This window comes from Amycolatopsis saalfeldensis, from assembly GCF_900110575.1.
Classification (GTDB): domain Bacteria; phylum Actinomycetota; class Actinomycetes; order Mycobacteriales; family Pseudonocardiaceae; genus Amycolatopsis; species Amycolatopsis saalfeldensis.
Genome location: NZ_FOEF01000017.1, coordinates 21,446 through 40,039, shown reverse-complemented (window position 1 = coordinate 40,039; position 18,594 = coordinate 21,446). Strand labels below are relative to the sequence as shown.

Genomic DNA, 18,594 nt, shown 5'->3' with positions numbered 1-18,594 from the left:
CCCGGCCCAATATCCAGGCCTGTGCCGGTCCCGGCAACCGGAGCCAAAAGCCCTGCTCACACATCGGGGGGATGCCTAATGGCTGAATCGGCCCGGATCTCTTGAACAACTATTGGCGCGCTTCTAACGTTACCGCCGTTGCACCGAATGGAGTATCGGCACCACAGCAGAGCAGCTAATGGCATCGACCGGATGACGGAGGCGGTCAGGATGGCAGACACGCGCAGGCTCCCCGGCCCCAATGCGGACATGTGGGACTGGCAGCTGGAGGGGTCGTGCCGGGGGATGGACAGCGCGTCCTTCTTTCACCCGGACGGCGAGCGGGGGCCGGCGAGGGCACGGCGCGAGGCCAGGGCGAAGGTGGTCTGCCTGAGCTGCCCGGTACTGGAGATGTGCCGCAGGCACGCGCTGGCAGTGCACGAGCCCTACGGCATCTGGGGCGGGCTGTCCGAATCGGAGCGGGAAAACCTGATCAAGCAGGACAAACGAGCGCTGAGCATGTCCGGCTGAGCTCACCCGGGCACGGAAGGGGCGGCGTCCACATCGGACGCCGCCCCTTCGACTTCGGCAGCGAGCCGGACGGCGCCTGACCCTCGAAAAAGAAAGCGGGGCGGCACCCCTCGTAAGGGAGTGCCGCCCCGTTTTTCGTTGCGGTAAAACAGAAGTGACTAGTGCGAGTGGCCGTGGCCGTGGCCCGCTTCGTCCTCTTCCTCAGCCGGCTTCTCGACCACGGCGCTCTCCGTGGTGAGCACGAGCCGGGCGATGGACGCCGCGTTCGCGACCGCGGAGCGGGTCACCTTGACCGGGTCGACGATGCCGGCCGCGATCAGGTCGGTGAGCTCGCCGGTGGCGGCGTTGAAGCCCTGGCCCCAGGACTGCTCCTTGACCTTGTTCACGATGACCGCACCCTCGTGGCCCGCGTTCGTCGCGATCCAGAACAGCGGGGCGGTCAGCGCGTCGCGCACGATGTGCACGCCGGTGGCCTCGTCGCCGGTCAGGCCGAGGTCGCCCTCGAGCTCCTTGACCGCGTGGACCAGCGCCGAGCCGCCACCGGGGAGGATGCCCTCCTCGACGGCCGCCTTCGTGGACGCCACCGCGTCCTCGATGCGGTGCTTGCGCTCGTTGAGCTCGGTCTCGGTGGCCGCGCCGACCTTGATCACGGCCACGCCGCCGCCGAGCTTCGCGAGCCGCTCCTGCAGCTTCTCGCGGTCCCAGTCGGAGTCGGTGCTCTCGATCTCCTTGCGGATCTGCGCGGTCCGGGCGGACAGCGCGTCCTTGGTGCCGCCGCCGTCGACGATCGTGGTGTCGTCCTTGCTGACGACGATCCGGCGGGCGCGGCCCAGCGAACCGAGGTCGGTCTCGGACAGCTTGCTGCCGATCTCGGCCGAGATGACCTCACCACCGGTGACGACGGCGAGGTCGTCCAGGAACGCCTTGCGGCGGTCGCCGAAGAACGGCGCCTTGACCGCGACGGCGGTGATGGTCTTGCGCAGCGAGTTCACCACGAGGGTGGACAGCGCTTCGCCGTCGACGTCCTCGGCGATGATCAGCAGCGGCTTCTTCGCCTCGACGACCTTCTCCAGCACCGGGAGCAGGTCGGCCAGCGACGAGATCTTCTCGCGGCTGAGCAGGATGTACGCGTCCTCGAGGATGGCCTTCTGGTCCTCGGGGTTGGTGGCGAAGTGCGCCGACAGGAAGCCCTTGTCGAACTGCACGCCCTCGGTGATCACCAGCTCGGTCGCCAGGGTCGACGACTCCTCGATGGTGATGACGCCGTCCTCGCCCACGCGCTCGACGGCCTCGCCGAGCAGCTGGCCGATCGCGGCGTCGCGGGAGGTCACGGTGCCGACCTGGGCGATGTTCTCGCGGCCCTTGACCGGGGTGGCCTTGGCCTTGAGGATCTCGATGACCTTGTCGGCGGCCGCCTCGATGCCGCGGCCGACCGCGGTCGGGTTGGCGCCGGCGGCCACGTTGCGGAGGCCGACGCGGACCAGCGACTGGGCCAGCACCGTGGCGGTGGTGGTGCCGTCGCCGGCGACGTCGTTGGTCTTGGTGGCCACGTTCTTGGCCAGCTGGGCGCCGAGGTTCTCGAACGGGTCGTCGAGCTCGATCTCACGGGCGACGGTCACGCCGTCGAGGGTGATGGTCGGGCCGCCGAACTTCTTGTCGAGGACCACGTGGCGACCGCGCGGGCCGAGGGTGACCTTGACGGCGTCGGCGAGCTTGTTCACCCCGCGCTCCAGCGCGCGACGAGCGTCCTCGTCGAAACTGATCTGCTTGGGCATAGCGTTTTCCGCTTACCTTTCAGGTGTCTTAGGACACAAGAACGCCCCGTCCCCCGGCTTGTGCGGGGCCCGGGGCGTCATTGCGCTGCGACTGGAACGTCAGTTGATGACGGCCAGCACGTCGCGGGCGGAGAGGATCAAGTAGTCCTCACCGTTGTACTTGACCTCGGTACCGCCGTACTTGGAGTAGATCACGACGTCGCCCACGGCCACGTCGAGCGGCACGCGGTTGCCCTTGTCGTCGATCCGGCCCGGGCCAACGGCCAGAACCTTGCCCTCCTGGGGCTTCTCCTTGGCGGTGTCGGGGATGACGAGGCCGGAAGCGGTCGTCTCCTCGGCCTCACTCGTCTGGACAACGATCTTGTCCTCGAGCGGCTTGATGTTCACGCTCACCGGGTTGACCTCCACGGTCGTCGAAAGCGTCGGCAGGATGACTTACGGCTCCTACCACCCCCGCCGTCGCGGGTGCCGGGGCGTGTTCGGGCCGTGCGATTAGCACTCTAGCCACGTGAGTGCCAGCTTCGCAAGGAGGGTCCGCCTGAGAGGCGACGGGCGCCGGTACGGCCAGTATGCCCGCCGGCCGCGTGGGCGGGCGGCGGCCGCGACGCCGACGCCGGAAGAAGCCGCGCGGAAACCCGCGGATACACCCGGACCAGGCCTTACCCGGATACCCCGGCTTCTGGTTAGGTCTTGCCTGAATGACACCGACACCTGGGGGTCACACCATGTCGTTCCCTCCCCTTCCCCGGCGGCTGGCCGTGGCGGCCGCCGTCGTTTCGCTGGGCGCCGGGCTGTTCGCCGCGGCGCCGGCGCAGGCCCAGCCTTCCGGTCAGCAGCGGCAGCGGGACTTCGCGGCCGCCGCGAGTGAGTTCGGCGTGCCGCTCGACGTGCTGCTCGGCGTGTCCTACCTGGAGTCGCGCTGGGACTACAACGCGGGCACGCCCAGCACCGCCGCCGGTTACGGCCCGATGCACCTGACCGATCTGCGGACGGCGGGCGTCGCCGGCACCGAGTTCGACCAGGGCACCGAGGACCCGCGCGGCGATACCGCCCGCCCGGCGCTGCAGCCGAAGGCCGGCGAACCGGCCGCGCCGCCGCCGACCCTGCAGACCGTCGACACCGCGGCCTCGCTGCTGCACACCGACGCCGCCACCCTGCGCACGAACCCCACGCAGAACGTCCGTGGCGGCGCCGCGCTGCTCGCGGACTACCAGCGTCAGCTCGGCATCCACAGCCAGGACGCGAAGGACTGGTACGGCGCCGTCGCGCGTTACAGCGGATCCGACGACGTCACGGCCGCCCAGACGTTCGCCGACGAGGTCTTCGACACCATCTCCACCGGCGAAGCCCGCACCACCGACGACGGCCAGCAGCTGACCCTCGCCGCCACCCCCGGCCTCGCGCCCGACCGCGCGCAGGCGGCGCGACTCGGCCTGCGCTCGGACGCGCCCGCCGCGACGGAGTGCCCCAAGCGCGTGGCGTGCGAGTCGGTTCCCGCGCCGTACCAGGAGCTGCCGGGCGGCGATTACGGCAACTACGACAAGGCGAACCGGCCGCAGAGCCAGAAGATCGACTACATCGTCATCCACGACACCGAGGGCTACTGGGCCGACGCGCTGAAGCTGGTGCAGGACCCGACCTACCTCGCGTGGCACTACACCGTGCGCTCCGCCGACGGCCTGATCGCCCAGCACGTGGCGACGAAGGACGTCGGCTGGCACGCGGGCAACTGGTACATCAACTCGAAGTCGATCGGCGTCGAGCACGAGGGCTTCGCCGCGAAGGGCACCTGGTACACCGAAGCGATGTACCGCGCTTCGGCGAAGCTCGTCGGCTACCTCGCGAAGCGCTACGACATCCCGCTGGACCGCGCGCACATCATCGGCCACGACAACGTCCCGGGCACCACGCCGGCCACGATCGCCGGAATGCACTGGGACCCGGGCCCCTACTGGGACTGGTCGCACTACTTCGACCTGCTCGGCGCGCCGTTCCAGGCCGTCGGACGGCCGAACTCCTCGCTGGTCACCATCAACCCGTCGCTCGCGCAGAACCAGCCGATCTTCACCGGCTGCGACAAGATCGGCTCCGGCAACGCGTGCGCGGCCCGCGGTTCCGAGGCGGTCGTGCTGCACACCGCGCCGAGCGACGCCGCGCCGCTGCTCGCCGACGCCGGCCTGCACCCGGGCGGCGGTCCGTCCACAATGGATGTTTCAGACGTCGGGAGCCGCGCGGCGACCGGGCAGAAGTACGCGGTGGCCGGCGTGCAGGGTGACTGGACGGCGATCTGGTACCTCGGCCAGAAGGGCTGGTTCCACAACGCGCCGGGCGCCCGCGCCGCGGTGCCCGCCGTGGGCCTGGTCGCCACGCCGCGGCCCGGCCTCGCCACGATCCCGGTCTACGGCCGCGCGTTCCCGGAGGCCTCGGCCTACCCGGCGAACGTGCCGGTGCAGGCGCTCGCGCCGATGCCGTACACGCTGGCGGCGGGCCAGAAGTACTCCGTCGGCGGCGTGGAAGGCTCCGAGTACTACTCGGCCACCACGTTCGACCCGGCCGAGCACGTGGTCGTGAAGGGCAAGACGAAGTACGTCGAGATCCAGTTCGGCCACCGCATCGAGTACGTCAACCTCAACGACGTGCTGTTGCTGCCGGCCTTCTGACCCTCGTGAGTGGCTGTGACGGTGAGAACCGTCTGTAAAACTGACGGAGATGCTTGACACCGGGGCTTCCTGATCATGGGAGTTGCTGGTTCGCGAGCCCGGTCTTGCGTCACGTCGAGGAAGTGTCCGGAAACGTGGCCAGTGTGGCGGACCCTGCACCGCCTCGACCGCCGCTGGAAACGCTGTGAGAAGCAACGACCGGGCCACCAGGTACAGGTCGACGTGAAATTCGTCGAGCCGCTGCCCACGGCAGCAGCCACCTGTGTGCCGATCAAGACCGGCGGCGGGCGCGGGAAGTTCTACCAGTACACGGCCATTCAGCGTTCCACTGGCACGTGCTCGACAAGGGCATCGAGCACCGCTACATCAAGCCCCGCACACCACGGCTGAACGGCAAGGTCGAGCGTTCCCACCGGATCGACGCCAACCTCTTCAACGCCGAACTCAAGGAATGGCAGGGGAGAGACTGCGCCAGAAGACACAGACCGAAGCCCCGGCCGTGTAATCAATCACCCTCAGCGGCACAGCCGGTTCTCACCGCCATGGCCACTCACGAGTCCAGAGCGACCTTCACACCCGCCGTGGCCTCGGTGTTGCGGCGGGTCTTCGCCCAGCCGTTGCGGCCGCGCACGAGGCGCAGGAGCGCGCGCCACGACGTGATGTAGAAGGTGTAGATGTACACCGCGTACAGCAGGCCCATGCCGATGCCTCGGAAGATGTTCTTGCTGCGTAAGCACTTCAGCTGGTAGATCGGGCCCCAGACGATGAAGGGCAGCAGGCCGAACGAGCCGTAGATGACGAACAGGATCCAGGCGCCGCCGGTGAACCAGGTCCAGACCTGGGCCGGGTCGCCGGCCGTGCCGATCAGCAGGAGGAGGAACGGCACCGGGTAGAGCAGCGAGCCGAGCAGCTGCATCCACGGCTGCGCCAGGTAGTACATCATCTCCGCGGCGCCCAGCGTGGACACGTGCGGCGAGTCCCAGATCCGGCGCAGGTAGCGGGAGCACTGCATGGTGCCCTGGCCCCAGCGCGTGCGCTGCACCAGGAACCGCCGCAGGCTGTACAGGCCTTCTTGCGCCACATGGGAATCCGGCGTGAAGCCGGTGCGCCAGCCCGCGGTGAGCAGGTGCACGCCGAGTTCGAAGTCCTCCAGCAGCGAGCCGCGCCACGGCTGCCGCTCCTCGCCCGCGATGGAGTCCAGCGCGGCGAGGCGGGTGAACTGGCCGTTGCCGCCCATCGAGATCGTGCCGGTGAAGCCGCGGGAGGTCTGGATCGCCGCGATCGCCGTGCGGAACTCCAGGTCCTGCAGCTGCGCCAGCTTCAGCCCGAACGCGCGGGACGCCCAGGTGCGGCCCGGCGGGCGGGTGCGGACGTTGCTCATCCGCACGTCGAGCTGCACGGCGCCGATCTGCTCGTCGCCGAACAGGTGCCCGGCCGCGCAGACCTCGAGGCAGTTCGGGGCCGGCCGGCCGTCGGCGTCCACCACCACGACGACCACGTCCGCGCGGGACTTCCGCGGGTCCAGCCATTCGTCGAGAGCGTGGTACGCGGCGTTCAGCGCGTCGCCCTTGCCCGTGCGGGCCTCGGGCCGCGTGCGCGCGACCAGGTGGAGGTGCTCGTCGTACCCGCCGTTTCGCCGCCACAACGCGCGCACGACGCGGGCGGTGCGGTCCTCGGAGTCGTCGTCGACGACCCAGACGTGCGCGCGGCGGAAGGTGCTGCGCAGGTAACGCACGGTCTCGCCGATCACCGCCTGCTCGTCGCGGCACGGCACGAAGAAATGCCACTCGAAGTCGGCCGGATCACCCACCGGCGCGGGCTTGCGGCGCAGGTACGGCACCACGATCACCACGACGTACACGATGAACGCGACACTCATCGTCAGCGCGAACGCCTGCGTGATCGAGAGCAGGATCTTCAGCCCGTTCCCGCTCACGCGGCGCTCTTCTCGGCCTTGGTCCGGCGGGTCGCGAGCCACACGAACAGCACCAGCGAAACCGCGCCGCCGAACACGCTGACCATCGAGCCGAGCAGGGTGTGGCCCCAGTAGTAGCCCTCGTCCGTGCCCAGCCCGTTGACGAGCCCGACGATGGTGAGAATGCGCAACTGATTCACCAGAATGACGGAGATCGCGGATATTCCTAACGAAAAGAACAGCCGCCGTGCATTTCCCGGCCGGAAGTAGAGCAGCACGGCGGTGACGAGCAGGAGTGGTAGCAACAGGAATACCGACGAGCATTCCGGGGTCATTCTCAACCCGAACGGAGTAGCGCCACCCAACCCGAAGTAAACGGATTCACGATTACCCGCCACATAAACACCCGAAGAGGTGACGGCCCGCAGTATCACCCCGGCCAGCTGCACCTCGAGCTCCCGGTAAAGCCGCTCGACCAGTACCAGGCCGACGCCGGCGGCCACCACCCCCAGCACCGCCACCCGCAGGGGAAACCGGGCGCCACCAGGTACAGGTGTGTTCGCTACAACCACGACAACCCTCTCAGCCGGAAGCGACGGGCCCTTACGAGGAGTCCCTGAAAACGCCTTTCGGCACCCTCAACGAGAAACTTGCTAGGCCGTTCAGGTGATGCTCTCTCGACCTGCGGATAAACGCGGATGAAACCACTCGATCCGGTGAGAACCGGGGAATTGTGTGCCATTTCGGCCGCCTTCGTCGATAACCGATTCGCGTGCCGACTCTTTGCTCAGCGGGATTCGTCCGTGCAGCGGCTCGCTCTGACAAAAATCGGAGGACCAGTGAAAAGACACCTCGTGCGACGGGGCGGAATGCTCGCCGCTGTGGTGGCGTGCGTCGCCCTCGCCGGAGCGGCCCCGGCCTCGGCGGCTCCCGGCGACGGCTCCGCGTACGGCGTCAGCGTCGACGTCCACCTGCTCTGGCAGTCCGCGGTCAAGGTCGGGCCGCTGGCCGCGGCCAACACCAGCGGGCCGACCAGCAACACCGCGGTGAGCGCCAACGCCGCCGGCATCCTCACGGCGGGGGTCATCACCACCTCCGCCGTCCGCGACGACAACTCCGGCGCGGTCACCGCGAAGGCGAGCACCGCCGACGTCGGGCTGCCGTTGCTCAAGGCGGCGCTCGGCACCGTGAGCGTCAAGGCGATCGAAGCGGTCTGCACCGCGACGCAGGAGGGCGTGAAGGGCAGCAGCACGCTGGCCGACGCGAAGCTCGGCAGCGTGGGCGCGGTGGACGCCAACCCGGCGCCGAACACGCAGGTCAAGGTCGCGCTCGGGCCGGTCAACGTGGCCACGCTGATCCTCAACGAGCAGATCAAGAACCCGGACGGCAGCCTCACCGTGAACGCCCTGCACCTCAAGCTGCTCGGCGGGGTGGTCGGCGCGCTCGGCTCGGGTGACGTGATCGTCTCGTCGGCGACCTGCGGCCCGGCCGCGCCGCCGATGCCGCTCGCGTCCGGGGCCGGCCTGTGGGTGGGCCTCGGCGTGCTCGGAGCCGTCGCGGTCCCGGTGGGCCTGCGTTTCTCCCGCCGCCGCGCGGGCGCCTGACCGGTACGGGGTGATCCGATGTACAAGATGCCAGGCGCCGGTGTCGGCGTCGCCGGTGGCAGCGTGGGAACCCTCGCCTCCACCGGTGCCGACCTCGGCTGGTGGCTGGCGGTCGGCCTGCTGCTGGTGGTCCTCGGGACCGTCGCGGTGATCGCCGCCCACCGCCGCAATCGGCGCCTCGCCAGGGCGCGAGGCTGAAGGCCCCGGGCTGCCGGCGAGCGCGCCGGCAGCCCGGGTCTTCCGGGACACTCGAAAGCGTGGAACCTGTGGACGTGATGTTGCTGGCCGGCACCCGGCCGGAAGCCGTCAAGCTCGCCCCGCTGACGCTGGCGCTCGGGCAGCGCCCGGGGCTGCGGCCGCTGCTCGTGCACAGCGGGCAGCACCAGGGCATGGTCGAGCAGGCGCTGGTGCCGTTCGACCTCGGCGTGGACGCGTGGCTGGACATCCCGCCGCGCGTCTCGGGCACGCAGGCCGAGCTGGTGTCGGCGCTGCTGCCGGCCCTCGACGCGGCGCTGCGGCGGTTCTCCCCCGGCGCCATCGTCGTGCAGGGCGACACGACGACCGGGCTGGCCGGCGCGCTCGCCGCGTTCTGGCTCGGGATCCCCGTGGTGCACCTGGAGGCGGGGCTGCGCACGCACGACCTCGCCGCGCCGTTCCCCGAGGAGGGCACGCGCCAGATGGTCTCGCGCATCGCGTCGTTGCACCTCGCGCCGACCGAAGGCGCGGTGGCCGCGCTGCTCGCGGAGGGCATCGACCGCCGGCGGATCGTGCGGACCGGCAACACCGTCGTCGACGCGGTGCTGGCCGTCGCGGCCCGCGACCTGCCGGCCCACGACCAGGGGCTGGCCCTGCTGGAGATGGAGATCGCCGAGACCGGCGGACGGCTGCTGCTCGTGACGTCGCACCGGCGCGAGTCCTGGGGCGAGCCGCTCGGGCGGACGCTGGCCGCGGTCCGGCGGATCGTCGCGGAGCACCCGGACGTGCAGGTGCTGTTCCCGGTGCACCCGAACCCGGCCGTGCGCGCGCAGGTGGTCGGCGAGCTGGGCGGGCGGGCGCGGGTGACCATCACGGAGCCGCTGGAGTACCCGGACCTGGTCCGGGCGCTGCGGCTGGCGTCGCTGGTGCTGACCGACTCGGGCGGCATCCAGGAGGAGGCCCCGACGTTCGGCACCCCGGTGCTGGTGCTGCGCGAGGTGACCGAACGCGCGGAGGCCATCGACGCCGGCTGCGCCTGGCTCGTCGGCACCGAAACCGACCTGATCACGGCCACCGCGGGCCGTCTGCTGCGCGGTGAGCTGCGCCCGTCGCCGGTCGGAAACCCTTATGGGGACGGCAAAGCCGCGGAATTGGCGAGCGCGGCGATCGAGGAGCTGCTCGGCCTGCCGGAGCAGGCCGTCCCCGATCTGGAGCAGGCGCGGAGCTGAGGCCTACAGCGAGATCACGTCGACGGGCAGGGCCGGGTTGGCCGAGAAGTCCAGCGGGGCCACCGGCCGGTCCGCCGCGACGACGTGCGCGCCCAGCGCCGCGATCATCGCGCCGTTGTCCGTGCACAGGCGGGGGCGGGGCACCCGCAGCTCGATGCCCGCGGCAGCACAGCGTTCCGCCGCCAGCGAGGAAAGCCGGGAGTTCGCCGCGACCCCGCCGGAGATCACCAGCGTGCCGATGCCCTGGTCCTTCGCGGCGCGGACGGCCTTGGCGGTCAGCACGTCGGCCACCGCCTCCTGGAACGAGGCCGCGACGTCGTTCACCGGGACCTCGGCGCCGCCCCGCTCGGTCTTCTCCACCCAGCGCGCGACCGCCGTTTTCAAGCCGGAGAACGAGAAGTCGAACTTCGCGTCGCGCGGGCCGGTCATGCCCCGCGGGAACGCGATCGCGGACGGGTTGCCTTCGCGAGCGGCCTTGTCGATCGGCGGGCCGCCGGGGTACGGCAGGTCCAGCACGCGCGCGACCTTGTCGTACGCCTCCCCCGCCGCGTCGTCCACAGTGGACCCCAGCTCGGTGATCTTCGACGCGATGTCGTCCACGCGCAGCAGCTGCGTGTGCCCGCCCGAGACGAGCAGCGCCAGCACCAGCGAAGGCAGCGGCCCGTGCTGCAGCGTGTCGACCGCGATGTGGCCGGCCAGGTGGTTCACGCCGTACAGCGGCACGTCGAGCGCCGTCGCGTAGGCCTTCGCCGCCGAGACGCCCACCAGCAGCGCGCCCGCGAGGCCCGGGCCCGCGGTGACCGCGATGGCGTCCACATCGGACAGTTTCAGGCCCGCGGTGGCGAAGGCCCGCTCGGCCGTCGGCACCATCGCCTCCAGGTGCGCGCGGCTCGCGACCTCCGGCACCACGCCGCCGAAGCGCGCGTGCTGGTCGACGCTCGAAGCGACCTCGTCGGCGAGCAGCTCGACCGTGCCGTCGTCCGACAGCCGGACGAGGCCGACACCGGTCTCGTCGCAGGAGCTCTCGATCCCCATGATGATGCGCGACATCAGCCGGCCACCTCGTCTCGCGCCGGGGCCTGCGCGGGGCGGGCCATGGTGAACGCGTCGGCGCCGGAAGGCTGGTAATAGCGCTTCCGGACGCCGAGCTTCTGAAAACCGTGCTGCTCGTACAGGCCGACGGCCGTGGCGTTGTCCGTGCGGACCTCGAGGAACACCGGCGCCTTCAGCTCGTCGGCCCGCTCCAGCAGCGCGCGCAGCAGCGCCTTGCCGATGCCCTGGCCCTGCGCCTCCGGCACGACGCCGATGGTGTGCACGCTCGACTCGTAGTCCCCGCGCCGTCCGACGACGGCGAGGCCCGCGTAACCGAGCAGCTGCGTGCCGTCGTCCGAGCGCGCGGCGAGGTAGTGATGGCCCTGGTCCAGCTCGGAGTGGAACGCGTGGGCGCTCCACGGGTCGTCGCCGGGGAAGAGGATCTCCTCGATCTCCGCGCACCTCCGCACGTCGCTGCGGCGCAGCTGGTCGAGCTTCACGGCGCGGTCACCCGCTTGCGGCCGGTGGGCTCGACGGCGTCCGGACGACGCAGGTACAGCGGCGTCAGCGGCTCGGGCGCCGCGCCGGACAGCAGGGCCGCGCGCGCCGCGGAGACCAGCCCGGCCGGCGACGGGAACCGCGGTTCGATCGGGGTCACGCCGACGGCTTCGGCGTACAGCAGCGCGCCATCGCCCGCAGCCACGCGCACGGTGGTCTCGACCTCGGCCGGACGCTGGACGTTCGGTCCGTCCACCCGCGCTCCCGCGGCGTCGTACGCGGCCCAGTAGACCTCGCGGCGGCGAGCGTCGGTGAGCACGAGGAACGGGTTGTCGGTCTTGACCACGTCCGCGGCGATCGCGTCCAGGCTGCACACCGGGTACGCGGGGATGCCGAGCGCGTGAGACAGCGCCGCGGCCGTCGCCATGCCCGCGCGCAGGCCGGTGAACGGGCCGGGGCCGACGCCGCAGACGATCGCGTCGAGCTCACGCAGCGTCACACCGGCCGTTTCAGCGGCGGCGAGGGCGTGCGGCGTGATGAGCTCGCCGTGCGCACGCGCGTCGACCGTCACGCGGTCGCCGCGGGTGGTCAGCTCCGCCTGGTCCACGGCGACGATGCCCGCGGTCACGGCCGGGGTCGAGGTGTCGATCGCCAGTACTAGCACGGTGTCCAAGCCTACGACCAGGCTCGCGGCGCATGACTGCCGGGCTGAACGGGCAACCCCCCAACCGGAGTGAAACGCATCGCAGGTGGCAGGCCTCGCGGCGCGGTACCGTGCGAAGCCAGGCGCCGGTCGACGAAGCGACGCAGGAGGTACTCGACGTGCCCGATCCGCTGTTCCCCGCCATCACCACCGGTTCGGACGCCGAGGCCTTGCGCTTCAGCGACCGGGCCCTGAGTTACGCACAGCTCGGCGCGGCCGCCGGCGCGCTGGCCGGCGAACTGCCGTCCGACCGGGTGGCGGTGTGGGCGACGTCCACGCTGCCCACGAGCGTCGCCGTGGTCGCCGCGCTGCTCGCGGGGGTCCCCGCGGTGCCGGTGAACCCGAAGATCGGCGAGCGCGAGCTGGCGCACATCGTCGCCGACAGCAAGCCCTCGCTGGTGCTGGCCGAGCCGGGTGTCGAACTGCCCGCGGGGCTGGCCGGGCTGCCGCGCCTCGACGTCACGCTCGAAGGCGACGGCCCGGTCCCGGCCACCGAGCCGGACCCCGAGTCGCCCGCGCTGATCGTCTACACCTCCGGCACCACCGGCCCGCCCAAGGGCGTGGTGCTCCCCCGGCGCGCGATCGCCTCGACGCTCGACGCGCTGGAGGACGCCTGGGGGTGGAGCGCCTCAGATGTCCTGGTGCACGCGCTCCCCCTGTTCCACGTGCACGGCCTGATCCTCGGCATCCTCGGCCCGCTGCGCCGCGGCGGCTCGGTGCGCCACCTCGGCCGGTTCTCGACCGAGGGCGTCGCGCGTGAGCTCGCGGACGGCGCCACGATGCTGTTCGGCGTCCCGACGATGTACCACCGGATCGCGGAGACCGTCGCGGCCGACAGCGATTTGTCGACCGCACTGCGCGGTGCGCGGCTGCTGGTTTCGGGCTCGGCGGCGCTGCCGGTGCACGACCACCAGCGGATCACGGCGGCGACCGGGCAGCAGGTGGTGGAGCGGTACGGGATGACCGAGACGCTGATGAACACCAGCGTCCGCGCCGACGGCGAGCGCAAGCCGGGCACGGTCGGCGTGCCGCTGGCGGGGGTCGACCTGCGGCTGGTCGACGAGGCCGGCGCGGCGGTCACCAAGCTGGAGACCGTCGGGGAGATCCAGGTGCGCGGGTCCAACCTGTTCACCGAGTACCTGAACCGGCCGGACGCCACGGCCGCCGCGCTCGACGGCGGCTGGTTCCGCACCGGCGACATGGCGACCCGCGACGCCGACGGGTACGTGAAGATCGTCGGCCGCAAGGCCACCGACCTGATCAAGAGCGGCGGGTACAAGATCGGCGCGGGCGAGATCGAGAACGCGCTGCTGGAGCACCCCGGCGTCGCCGAAGCGGCGGTCACCGGCGAGCCGGACGACGACCTCGGCGAGCGGATCGTCGCCTGGGTCGTGCCGGACGGCGAGCGGCCGACGCCCGAGGAGCTGGCCGACCACGTCGCGAAACTGCTGGCGCCGCACAAGCGGCCACGGGTCGTGCGGTACCTGGAAGCGTTGCCGCGCAACGACATGGGCAAGATCCTGAAGCGGGCGCTGGGATGAGGCCCCCGGCCCGTGAGGTGATCGCCGCGGTCTCGACCGGCTTCGAGGAACTGAATGTGTCCTCGGTGGACACTGACGGTCCGGACGGCCCGATCGGCTGGCCCGGCTACGGCGTGGCCCGTGCCGCGGCGGCCGAGCGCAGCGGCGAGTCCGAGTCGGTGGTCGTCGGCACGGCGAAGGTCGGCGACGTCGAGACGGTGCTGATCACCTGGGAGTTCGGCTTCCTCGGCGGCTCGATCGGGCAGCGCACCGGCGATCGGGTGGAGGCCGCGTTCGCGAAGGCGCGCGAGCTGAAGCTGCCCGTGGTCTCGCTGATCGCCACCGGCGGCAGCCGGATGCAGCACGGCATGCGCGCACTCTCGCAGCTGCAACGGATCGCGCGGGCTTCGGCGGCGGCGCGGAAGGACGGCGTCGCGCAGATCTCTGTGCTGCGTGATCCGACGACGGGTGGCGGCTGGGCGACGCTCGGCGCGAGCGCCGACGTGGTGCTCGGACTGCCGGAGGCGCAGGTCGGCTTCGCGGGCTCGCGGGTGCGGCCCGCGACGTCGCCTTCGGAGGCGTACACGGCGGAGGCCAAGTACGAGTGGGGCCAGATCGACCAACTGGTGGAGCCCGAGGACCTGGCCGACGTGCTGGCGCGATGGCTCTTCTTACTCACGGCCCGTTCAACCGAAGCCGCTGAGCCGCCTGCGGCACTGAGCGCAGTCGAGCCGCCGGAGTCGGGCTGGGAGGCCGTACGCGCCGCGCGCGCGTCTTCCCGTCCTCGCGCTGCGAAGTACCTCAACAGCTACTTCGAGTGGCGCGAAACGATCAGCGGCGACCGCGCCGGCAGCGTCGACGAAGGCGTTCTGTGCGGCTTCGGGCGGCGAAACGGGCGCGCAGTCGCGTACGCAGCGCAGTGCGGCACCGCGACGCGACCGGCGGGCTTCCGTACGGCGGCCCGTCTCGTGCGGCTGGCTTCGCGGCTGGGCATCCCGGTGCTGACGCTCGTCGACACCCCGGGCGCGGCCAACGACGAGGACGCCGAGCAGGCCGGCGTCGGCGCGGCCATCGCGGAGCTGTTCGAGGCGATCGCGACCGCCGAAGTCCCCGTCACCACACTGGTCATCGGCGAGGGCGGCTCGGGGGGCGCGATGGCTTTCGCGGCGCCGGGCTCGACCTGGGTGGCGCCGGACGCGTACTTCTCCGTCACGTCACCGGAAGCGGCCGCGGCGATCCTGAAACGGCCGATGACGGAGATCCCGGAGATCGCCGACCGGCTGCGGCTGCGCCCGGCGGACCTGGTGGAGCTGGGCATCGCGAACGGCATAGTCCGGGCGGCAGCGCGGTGAGGGAGTGGCTGCTCGACTCGGACCCGGCCCTGCGCTGGCAGGTCGAGCGCGACGTCCACCACGAGCCGCCCGAGGTGTGGGAGGCGACGCGGGCCAGGGTCGCGACCGAGGGCTTCGGCGCGCGTCTGCTCGCGCTTCAGGACCCGGACGGCCAGTGGGCGGGCGGCGCGTTCTTCCCGGCGGGCTTCCTCGGCGGCGAGGACGGCCAGCCGTGGACCGCGACGACGTGGTCGCTCAACTCCCTGCGGGAATGGGGCCTCGACCCCGCGGTCCTGCGGGCGCGCCGCACGGCCGAGCTGCTCGCGGAACACAGCCGCTGGGAGTACGACGACCTGCCGTACTGGGGCGGTGAGGTCGACTGCTGCATCAACGCCTGGACGGTGCTGAACGGCCTGTGGCTCGGCGCCGACGTCACCGGGATCGTCGACTGGTTCGTCGAGCACCGTCTGCCCGACGGCGGCTGGAACTGCGAATGGGTCGAGGGCTCAACCCGTTCGTCTGTCCATTCGACACTGAACACGCTCAAAGGCCTGCTCGCGTACGACATCGCGACCGGAGGCACGGACGCGACCCGCGCGGCCCGTCGCTCCGGCGAGGAATACCTGTTGCAGCGCAAGCTGTTTCGCCGCCTTTCGACGGGCGAACCGGTCGCGGAGTGGGTGGGCGAGTTCGCGTACCCGTTCCGCTGGAACTACAACGTGCTGAACGCGGCCGAGTACTTCCGCGAGGCCTCGCTGTTCGACGGGATCCGGCCGGATCCGCGGCTGGCCGAGGCGATCGAGCTGATCCGCGCCGCCCGGCAACCGGACGGCACCTGGCTCCAGGCCCGCCGTCGTCCCGGCCGGGTGTGGTTCGAGGTCGACGTGCCCGCGGGCGAGCCGTCCAAGTGGCTCACGCTCTCGGGCACCCGGGTCCTCGGCTGGTGGGAGTCAGGCGGACAGGCGCAGGTCCGCGGTGCGTGAGGCCCAGGCGCCGTGCGGCTCCAGCTCCACCACGCGGACGTCGTCGTCACGCCGGTCGAGGCGGACGACCAGGTAGTCGTCCGACAGCCGGTCCGCCGTGCCCTCGCCCCACTCGACGACGACCGCGGAACGCTCCAGCTCCGTGTCCAGGTCGAGGTCGTCGAGCTGCGAGAGGTCGCCGCCCAGCCGGTAGGCGTCGACGTGGATCAACGGCACGCCCGCGCTTCCGGCCGGGTGCACGCGGGCCAGCATGAACGTCGGCGAGCTGACGCGCCCGCCGACGCCGAGGCCGTCCGCGATGCCGCGGGTCAGCGTCGTCTTGCCCGCGCCGAGCGGCCCGGCGAGCAGCACCAGGTCGCCCGCGCGCAGCGACGCGCCCAGCGCCCGGCCGAACGCCATCGTGTCCTCGGGGGTCTCGAACCGGAAGGTCACCGCTTCCACCACCAATTCCGCTGGTTCGGGGCCGCGCTGCCGAAACAGCGCTGCAGGAGGTCGATCAGATGGCTGGTGACCAGCTCGGGCTGCTCCAGCAGCACCATGTGCCCGGCCCCGCGCACGCGCACCAGCTCCGCCTCGGGCAGCTCGGCGGCGATCCGCTCGGCGTGCGCGAACGGCGTGAACCGGTCGGAGTCGCCGCCGATCACCAGCACCTCGGCGTGTTTCAGGCCGGCCAGCGCGGCGTAGCGGTTGTGGCTGCCGAGGGTGTCGATGAAGTTCACCAGCCCCCGCACGGGCGTCAGGTCCAGCATCTGCAGCATGAAGTCGACCAGCCGCGGCGAAACGTCGCGGCTGCCGAACGCCAGCCGTCGCACCGCCTGACGCGTGAGCTGGCCCCCCGCTGCGCGCACGAACTCCACCAGCCCAGGCTGCCAGCCGGCCAGGTTGCCGACGCCGCGCGTCAGCGGGTTGTACTTCGACAGCAACGGCCGCGGCAGCCCGCGCGAGCCGATTTCGCCTGCCGCCGTGGCGATGAACGCGACGCCGAGCACGCGGTCTTCGAACAGCTCGGGGTGCTCCGCGGCCAGCTCCATGATCACCATGCCGCCCATGGAGTGTCCGATGAGGACGATCGGCCCCTCGGGCACCATCGCCCGCAGCACGCTGTCGAGGTCGTGCGCCAGCTGCTCGATGGTGCTCGTCTCCGCCGACGCCTGGCCGGACAGCCCGTGGCCGCGGTGGTCGTAGTACACCTGCCGCACGCGCGGCAGCCGCAGCGTCGCCAGATCGCGGCGCTGGAAGTGCCAGGAACGGCGTGACAGCGCGAAACCGTGGACGCCGACGACCGTCAGCTCCGGGGTCCCGCCGTCTTCCGGGTCGATCTCCTCGACCGAAAGCGGTGTGCCGTCTTCGGCCGCGACGGTCGACGTACGGTCGGGCTTCAGCTCGCCGAGCTGCTCGTCCACGTACGGATCCTCACTGTGCCTGCGCTGCTGCGCGGCGACGAGCGCCGCGGCCGCGGTGCCGGTCGCCACGGCGCCGACGCCGCCGACGATGGCCCACAGCCTCCGTGAAGGTGTCACGCCGGCCCTCCCAGATACCGCCGGCGCACGCGCGGCCGGTACATCGAGGTCACGATCTCGTAGTCGATGGTGCCGAGCTTGTCGGCCCATTCCCGCGCGGTCGGCGCCCCGGCCTCGCCGGCGCCGAACAGGACGACTTCTTCGCCGACCGCGGGCGCGTCCGCACCGCAGTCGACCATCAGCTGGTCCATGCACACCCGCCCGGCCACCGGACGCCGCCGTCCGCCCAGCCAGACGTCCATCCGGCCGGACAGCGACCGCGGCACCCCGTCCCCGTACCCGACGGGCACGAGCGCCAAAGTCGTGTCGCGTTCGGCGGTCCACGTGTGTCCATAAGAGACGGACTCGCCGGCGGGCAGCCGTTTCGTCAGCGCCACGGTGGAGCGGAAGGACATCACCGGGCGCAGGTTTTCCTGCTGTGGCACGGGATTGAGCCCGTACATCGCGATGCCGGTGCGCACCAGGTCGAAGTGCAGGTCCGGCCGGGTCAGCACTGCGGCGGAGTTCGCGATGTGACGCATCGGCTCCAGCCCGGCGGCGCGAGCGATGTCGTACGCCTCCGAGAAGCGCTTCGCCTGCGCGTCGACCGACGGGTGGCCCGGCTCGTCCGCGCAGGCCAGGTGCGACCAGATCGCGACGACGTCCACCCTCGGCTCGGCGGCCGCGGCCTCGACCAACGCCGGCCACTCGGCGGGCGGACAGCCGTTGCGGGAGAGCCCGGTGTCGATCTTGAGGTGCACCCGCGCCTGCTTGCCGACCTGACCGGCGGCGTCCGCGATGCGGCGAAGCTCGTCGACGGAACTGGCGGCGAGGTCGACGTCCGCCTCGATCCCGGCCGCGAAATCGGCGGTCGGCACGTCGAGCCAGCTCAGCAGCCGGGTGGTGACGCCGCCGTGGCGCAGGTCCAGCGCCTCACTCAGCGAGCAGGTGCCCAGCCAGGTGGCCCCGGCCTCGATCGCGGCGCGCGCGACGGGCAGCGCGCCATGGCCGTACGCGTCGGCCTTGACCACGGCCATCAGGTCGGCGCCGGGCGCGCGCTCGGCCAGGAGGGTCACATTGTGGCGCAGGGCTTCGAGGTCGATCACGACCTCGGCCCGCGGGAAACTGGCAGTCATAGCG

Annotated in this window: 18 protein-coding genes and 1 pseudogene; 9 read left to right on the top strand and 10 right to left on the bottom strand. The window is 71.4% G+C overall.

Annotated elements, in window-relative coordinates; genetic code table 11:
- The first annotated feature begins 210 nt into the window (after positions 1–210).
- Complete coding sequence (locus BMY97_RS31390; RefSeq protein WP_218156923.1) at positions 211–510, top strand: WhiB family transcriptional regulator; 300 nt, start codon at positions 211–213, stop codon at positions 508–510.
- Positions 511–668: 158 nt separating this feature from the next.
- On the opposite strand, the gene groL is transcribed toward BMY97_RS31390, so the two are convergent.
- Entirely contained in the window at positions 669–2,285 is a 1,617-nt protein-coding gene (gene groL, locus BMY97_RS31385) for a chaperonin GroEL (RefSeq protein ID WP_091623868.1), read from the bottom strand.
- Positions 2,286–2,384: 99 nt separating this feature from the next.
- Positions 2,385–2,678, bottom strand: coding sequence for a co-chaperone GroES (groES, locus tag BMY97_RS31380; protein WP_009072407.1), 294 nt, complete (start codon positions 2,676–2,678; stop codon positions 2,385–2,387).
- Between the two features lie 332 nt (positions 2,679–3,010).
- Here groES and BMY97_RS31375 point away from each other — a divergent pair, with 332 nt between their 5' ends.
- Both BMY97_RS31375 and BMY97_RS49650 read left to right on the top strand, forming a co-directional pair.
- Entirely contained in the window at positions 3,011–4,945 is a 1,935-nt protein-coding gene (locus BMY97_RS31375) for an N-acetylmuramoyl-L-alanine amidase (protein WP_091623865.1), read from the top strand.
- A gap of 347 nt (positions 4,946–5,292) precedes the next feature.
- A pseudogene (locus BMY97_RS49650) lies at positions 5,293–5,391 on the top strand (IS481 family transposase); the annotation flags it as partial.
- A 104-nt stretch (positions 5,392–5,495) separates the two neighbouring features.
- On the opposite strand, the gene BMY97_RS31365 reads toward BMY97_RS49650, so the two are convergent.
- Both BMY97_RS31365 and xrtP read right to left on the bottom strand, forming a co-directional pair.
- Positions 5,496–6,881, bottom strand: a complete 1,386-nt coding sequence (locus tag BMY97_RS31365; RefSeq protein WP_483860486.1) for a glycosyltransferase family protein — start codon at positions 6,879–6,881, stop codon at positions 5,496–5,498.
- Positions 6,878–7,381 carry an exosortase P gene (gene xrtP / locus BMY97_RS31360; protein WP_091623862.1) on the bottom strand — a complete coding sequence of 168 codons (504 nt, stop codon included), beginning with the start codon at positions 7,379–7,381 and terminating at the stop codon, positions 6,878–6,880. Before xrtP ends, BMY97_RS31365 begins: the two co-directional genes overlap by 4 nt.
- Positions 7,382–7,714: 333 nt before the next feature.
- On the opposite strand from xrtP, the gene BMY97_RS31355 reads away from it, so the two are divergent.
- The 3 genes from BMY97_RS31355 (at position 7,715) to wecB (ending at position 9,888) form a co-directional block, all read left to right on the top strand.
- Complete coding sequence (locus BMY97_RS31355; protein ID WP_281246944.1) at positions 7,715–8,464, top strand: choice-of-anchor protein CoaP; 750 nt, start codon at positions 7,715–7,717, stop codon at positions 8,462–8,464.
- A gap of 18 nt (positions 8,465–8,482) precedes the next feature.
- Entirely contained in the window at positions 8,483–8,662 is a 180-nt protein-coding gene (locus BMY97_RS31350) for an LPXTG cell wall anchor domain-containing protein (RefSeq protein ID WP_091623856.1), read from the top strand.
- Between the two features lie 68 nt (positions 8,663–8,730).
- Positions 8,731–9,888 carry a non-hydrolyzing UDP-N-acetylglucosamine 2-epimerase gene (wecB, locus tag BMY97_RS31345; RefSeq protein WP_091623854.1) on the top strand — a complete coding sequence of 386 codons (1,158 nt, stop codon included), beginning with the start codon at positions 8,731–8,733 and terminating at the stop codon, positions 9,886–9,888.
- Between the two features lie 3 nt (positions 9,889–9,891).
- Here the strand turns inward: wecB and tsaD are convergent, their stop codons facing one another.
- The 3 genes from tsaD to tsaB are packed head-to-tail and all read right to left on the bottom strand — an operon-like array spanning position 9,892 to position 12,082.
- Positions 9,892–10,938 (bottom strand): tRNA (adenosine(37)-N6)-threonylcarbamoyltransferase complex transferase subunit TsaD, encoded by a 1,047-nt coding sequence (tsaD, locus tag BMY97_RS31340; protein ID WP_091623851.1) that lies wholly within the window; start codon positions 10,936–10,938, stop codon positions 9,892–9,894.
- On the bottom strand, positions 10,938–11,420 hold the full coding sequence (rimI, locus tag BMY97_RS31335; protein ID WP_091623848.1) for a ribosomal protein S18-alanine N-acetyltransferase: 483 nt from the start codon (positions 11,418–11,420) through the stop codon (positions 10,938–10,940). Before rimI ends, tsaD begins: the two co-directional genes overlap by 1 nt.
- Entirely contained in the window at positions 11,417–12,082 is a 666-nt protein-coding gene (gene tsaB / locus BMY97_RS31330) for a tRNA (adenosine(37)-N6)-threonylcarbamoyltransferase complex dimerization subunit type 1 TsaB (RefSeq protein WP_091624291.1), read from the bottom strand. Before tsaB ends, rimI begins: the two co-directional genes overlap by 4 nt.
- A 158-nt stretch (positions 12,083–12,240) precedes the next feature.
- On the opposite strand from tsaB, the gene BMY97_RS31325 reads away from it, so the two are divergent.
- Genes BMY97_RS31325 through BMY97_RS31315 form a run of 3 tightly spaced genes read left to right on the top strand, consistent with a single transcriptional unit; the run spans position 12,241 to position 15,955 of the window.
- Complete coding sequence (locus BMY97_RS31325) at positions 12,241–13,662, top strand: acyl-CoA synthetase (protein WP_091624289.1); 1,422 nt, start codon at positions 12,241–12,243, stop codon at positions 13,660–13,662.
- Complete coding sequence (locus BMY97_RS31320; protein ID WP_091623846.1) at positions 13,659–14,993, top strand: carboxyl transferase domain-containing protein; 1,335 nt, start codon at positions 13,659–13,661, stop codon at positions 14,991–14,993. Before BMY97_RS31325 ends, BMY97_RS31320 begins: the two co-directional genes overlap by 4 nt.
- Complete coding sequence (locus tag BMY97_RS31315; RefSeq protein WP_091623843.1) at positions 14,990–15,955, top strand: prenyltransferase/squalene oxidase repeat-containing protein; 966 nt, start codon at positions 14,990–14,992, stop codon at positions 15,953–15,955. Before BMY97_RS31320 ends, BMY97_RS31315 begins: the two co-directional genes overlap by 4 nt.
- Here BMY97_RS31315 and tsaE read toward each other — a convergent pair.
- From tsaE to alr, 3 genes are read right to left on the bottom strand one after another with little or no spacing between them, the layout of a single operon-like run.
- Positions 15,923–16,387, bottom strand: coding sequence for a tRNA (adenosine(37)-N6)-threonylcarbamoyltransferase complex ATPase subunit type 1 TsaE (gene tsaE / locus BMY97_RS31310; protein ID WP_218156922.1), 465 nt, complete (start codon positions 16,385–16,387; stop codon positions 15,923–15,925). The genes BMY97_RS31315 and tsaE overlap by 33 nt on opposite strands.
- On the bottom strand, positions 16,384–17,475 hold the full coding sequence (locus tag BMY97_RS31305) for an alpha/beta fold hydrolase (protein WP_177231627.1): 1,092 nt from the start codon (positions 17,473–17,475) through the stop codon (positions 16,384–16,386). The genes tsaE and BMY97_RS31305 overlap by 4 nt, the downstream gene beginning before the upstream one ends.
- Positions 17,472–18,590, bottom strand: coding sequence for an alanine racemase (gene alr / locus BMY97_RS31300; protein WP_091623838.1), 1,119 nt, complete (start codon positions 18,588–18,590; stop codon positions 17,472–17,474). Before alr ends, BMY97_RS31305 begins: the two co-directional genes overlap by 4 nt.
- Between the last annotated feature and the right edge of the window lie 4 nt (positions 18,591–18,594).

What these genes read in the sequence shown, in the direction of transcription:
- BMY97_RS31390 (WP_218156923.1), top strand. Translation starts at nt 211, where the DNA reads ATGGCAGACACGCGCAGGCTCCCCGGCCCCAATGCGGACATGTGGGAC.
- groL (WP_091623868.1), bottom strand. Translation starts at nt 2,285, where the DNA reads ATGCCCAAGCAGATCAGTTTCGACGAGGACGCTCGTCGCGCGCTGGAG.
- BMY97_RS31375 (WP_091623865.1), top strand. Translation starts at nt 3,011, where the DNA reads ATGTCGTTCCCTCCCCTTCCCCGGCGGCTGGCCGTGGCGGCCGCCGTC.
- BMY97_RS31350 (WP_091623856.1), top strand. Translation starts at nt 8,483, where the DNA reads ATGTACAAGATGCCAGGCGCCGGTGTCGGCGTCGCCGGTGGCAGCGTG.
- tsaD (WP_091623851.1), bottom strand. Translation starts at nt 10,938, where the DNA reads ATGTCGCGCATCATCATGGGGATCGAGAGCTCCTGCGACGAGACCGGT.
- BMY97_RS31320 (WP_091623846.1), top strand. Translation starts at nt 13,659, where the DNA reads ATGAGGCCCCCGGCCCGTGAGGTGATCGCCGCGGTCTCGACCGGCTTC.
- alr (WP_091623838.1), bottom strand. Translation starts at nt 18,590, where the DNA reads ATGACTGCCAGTTTCCCGCGGGCCGAGGTCGTGATCGACCTCGAAGCC.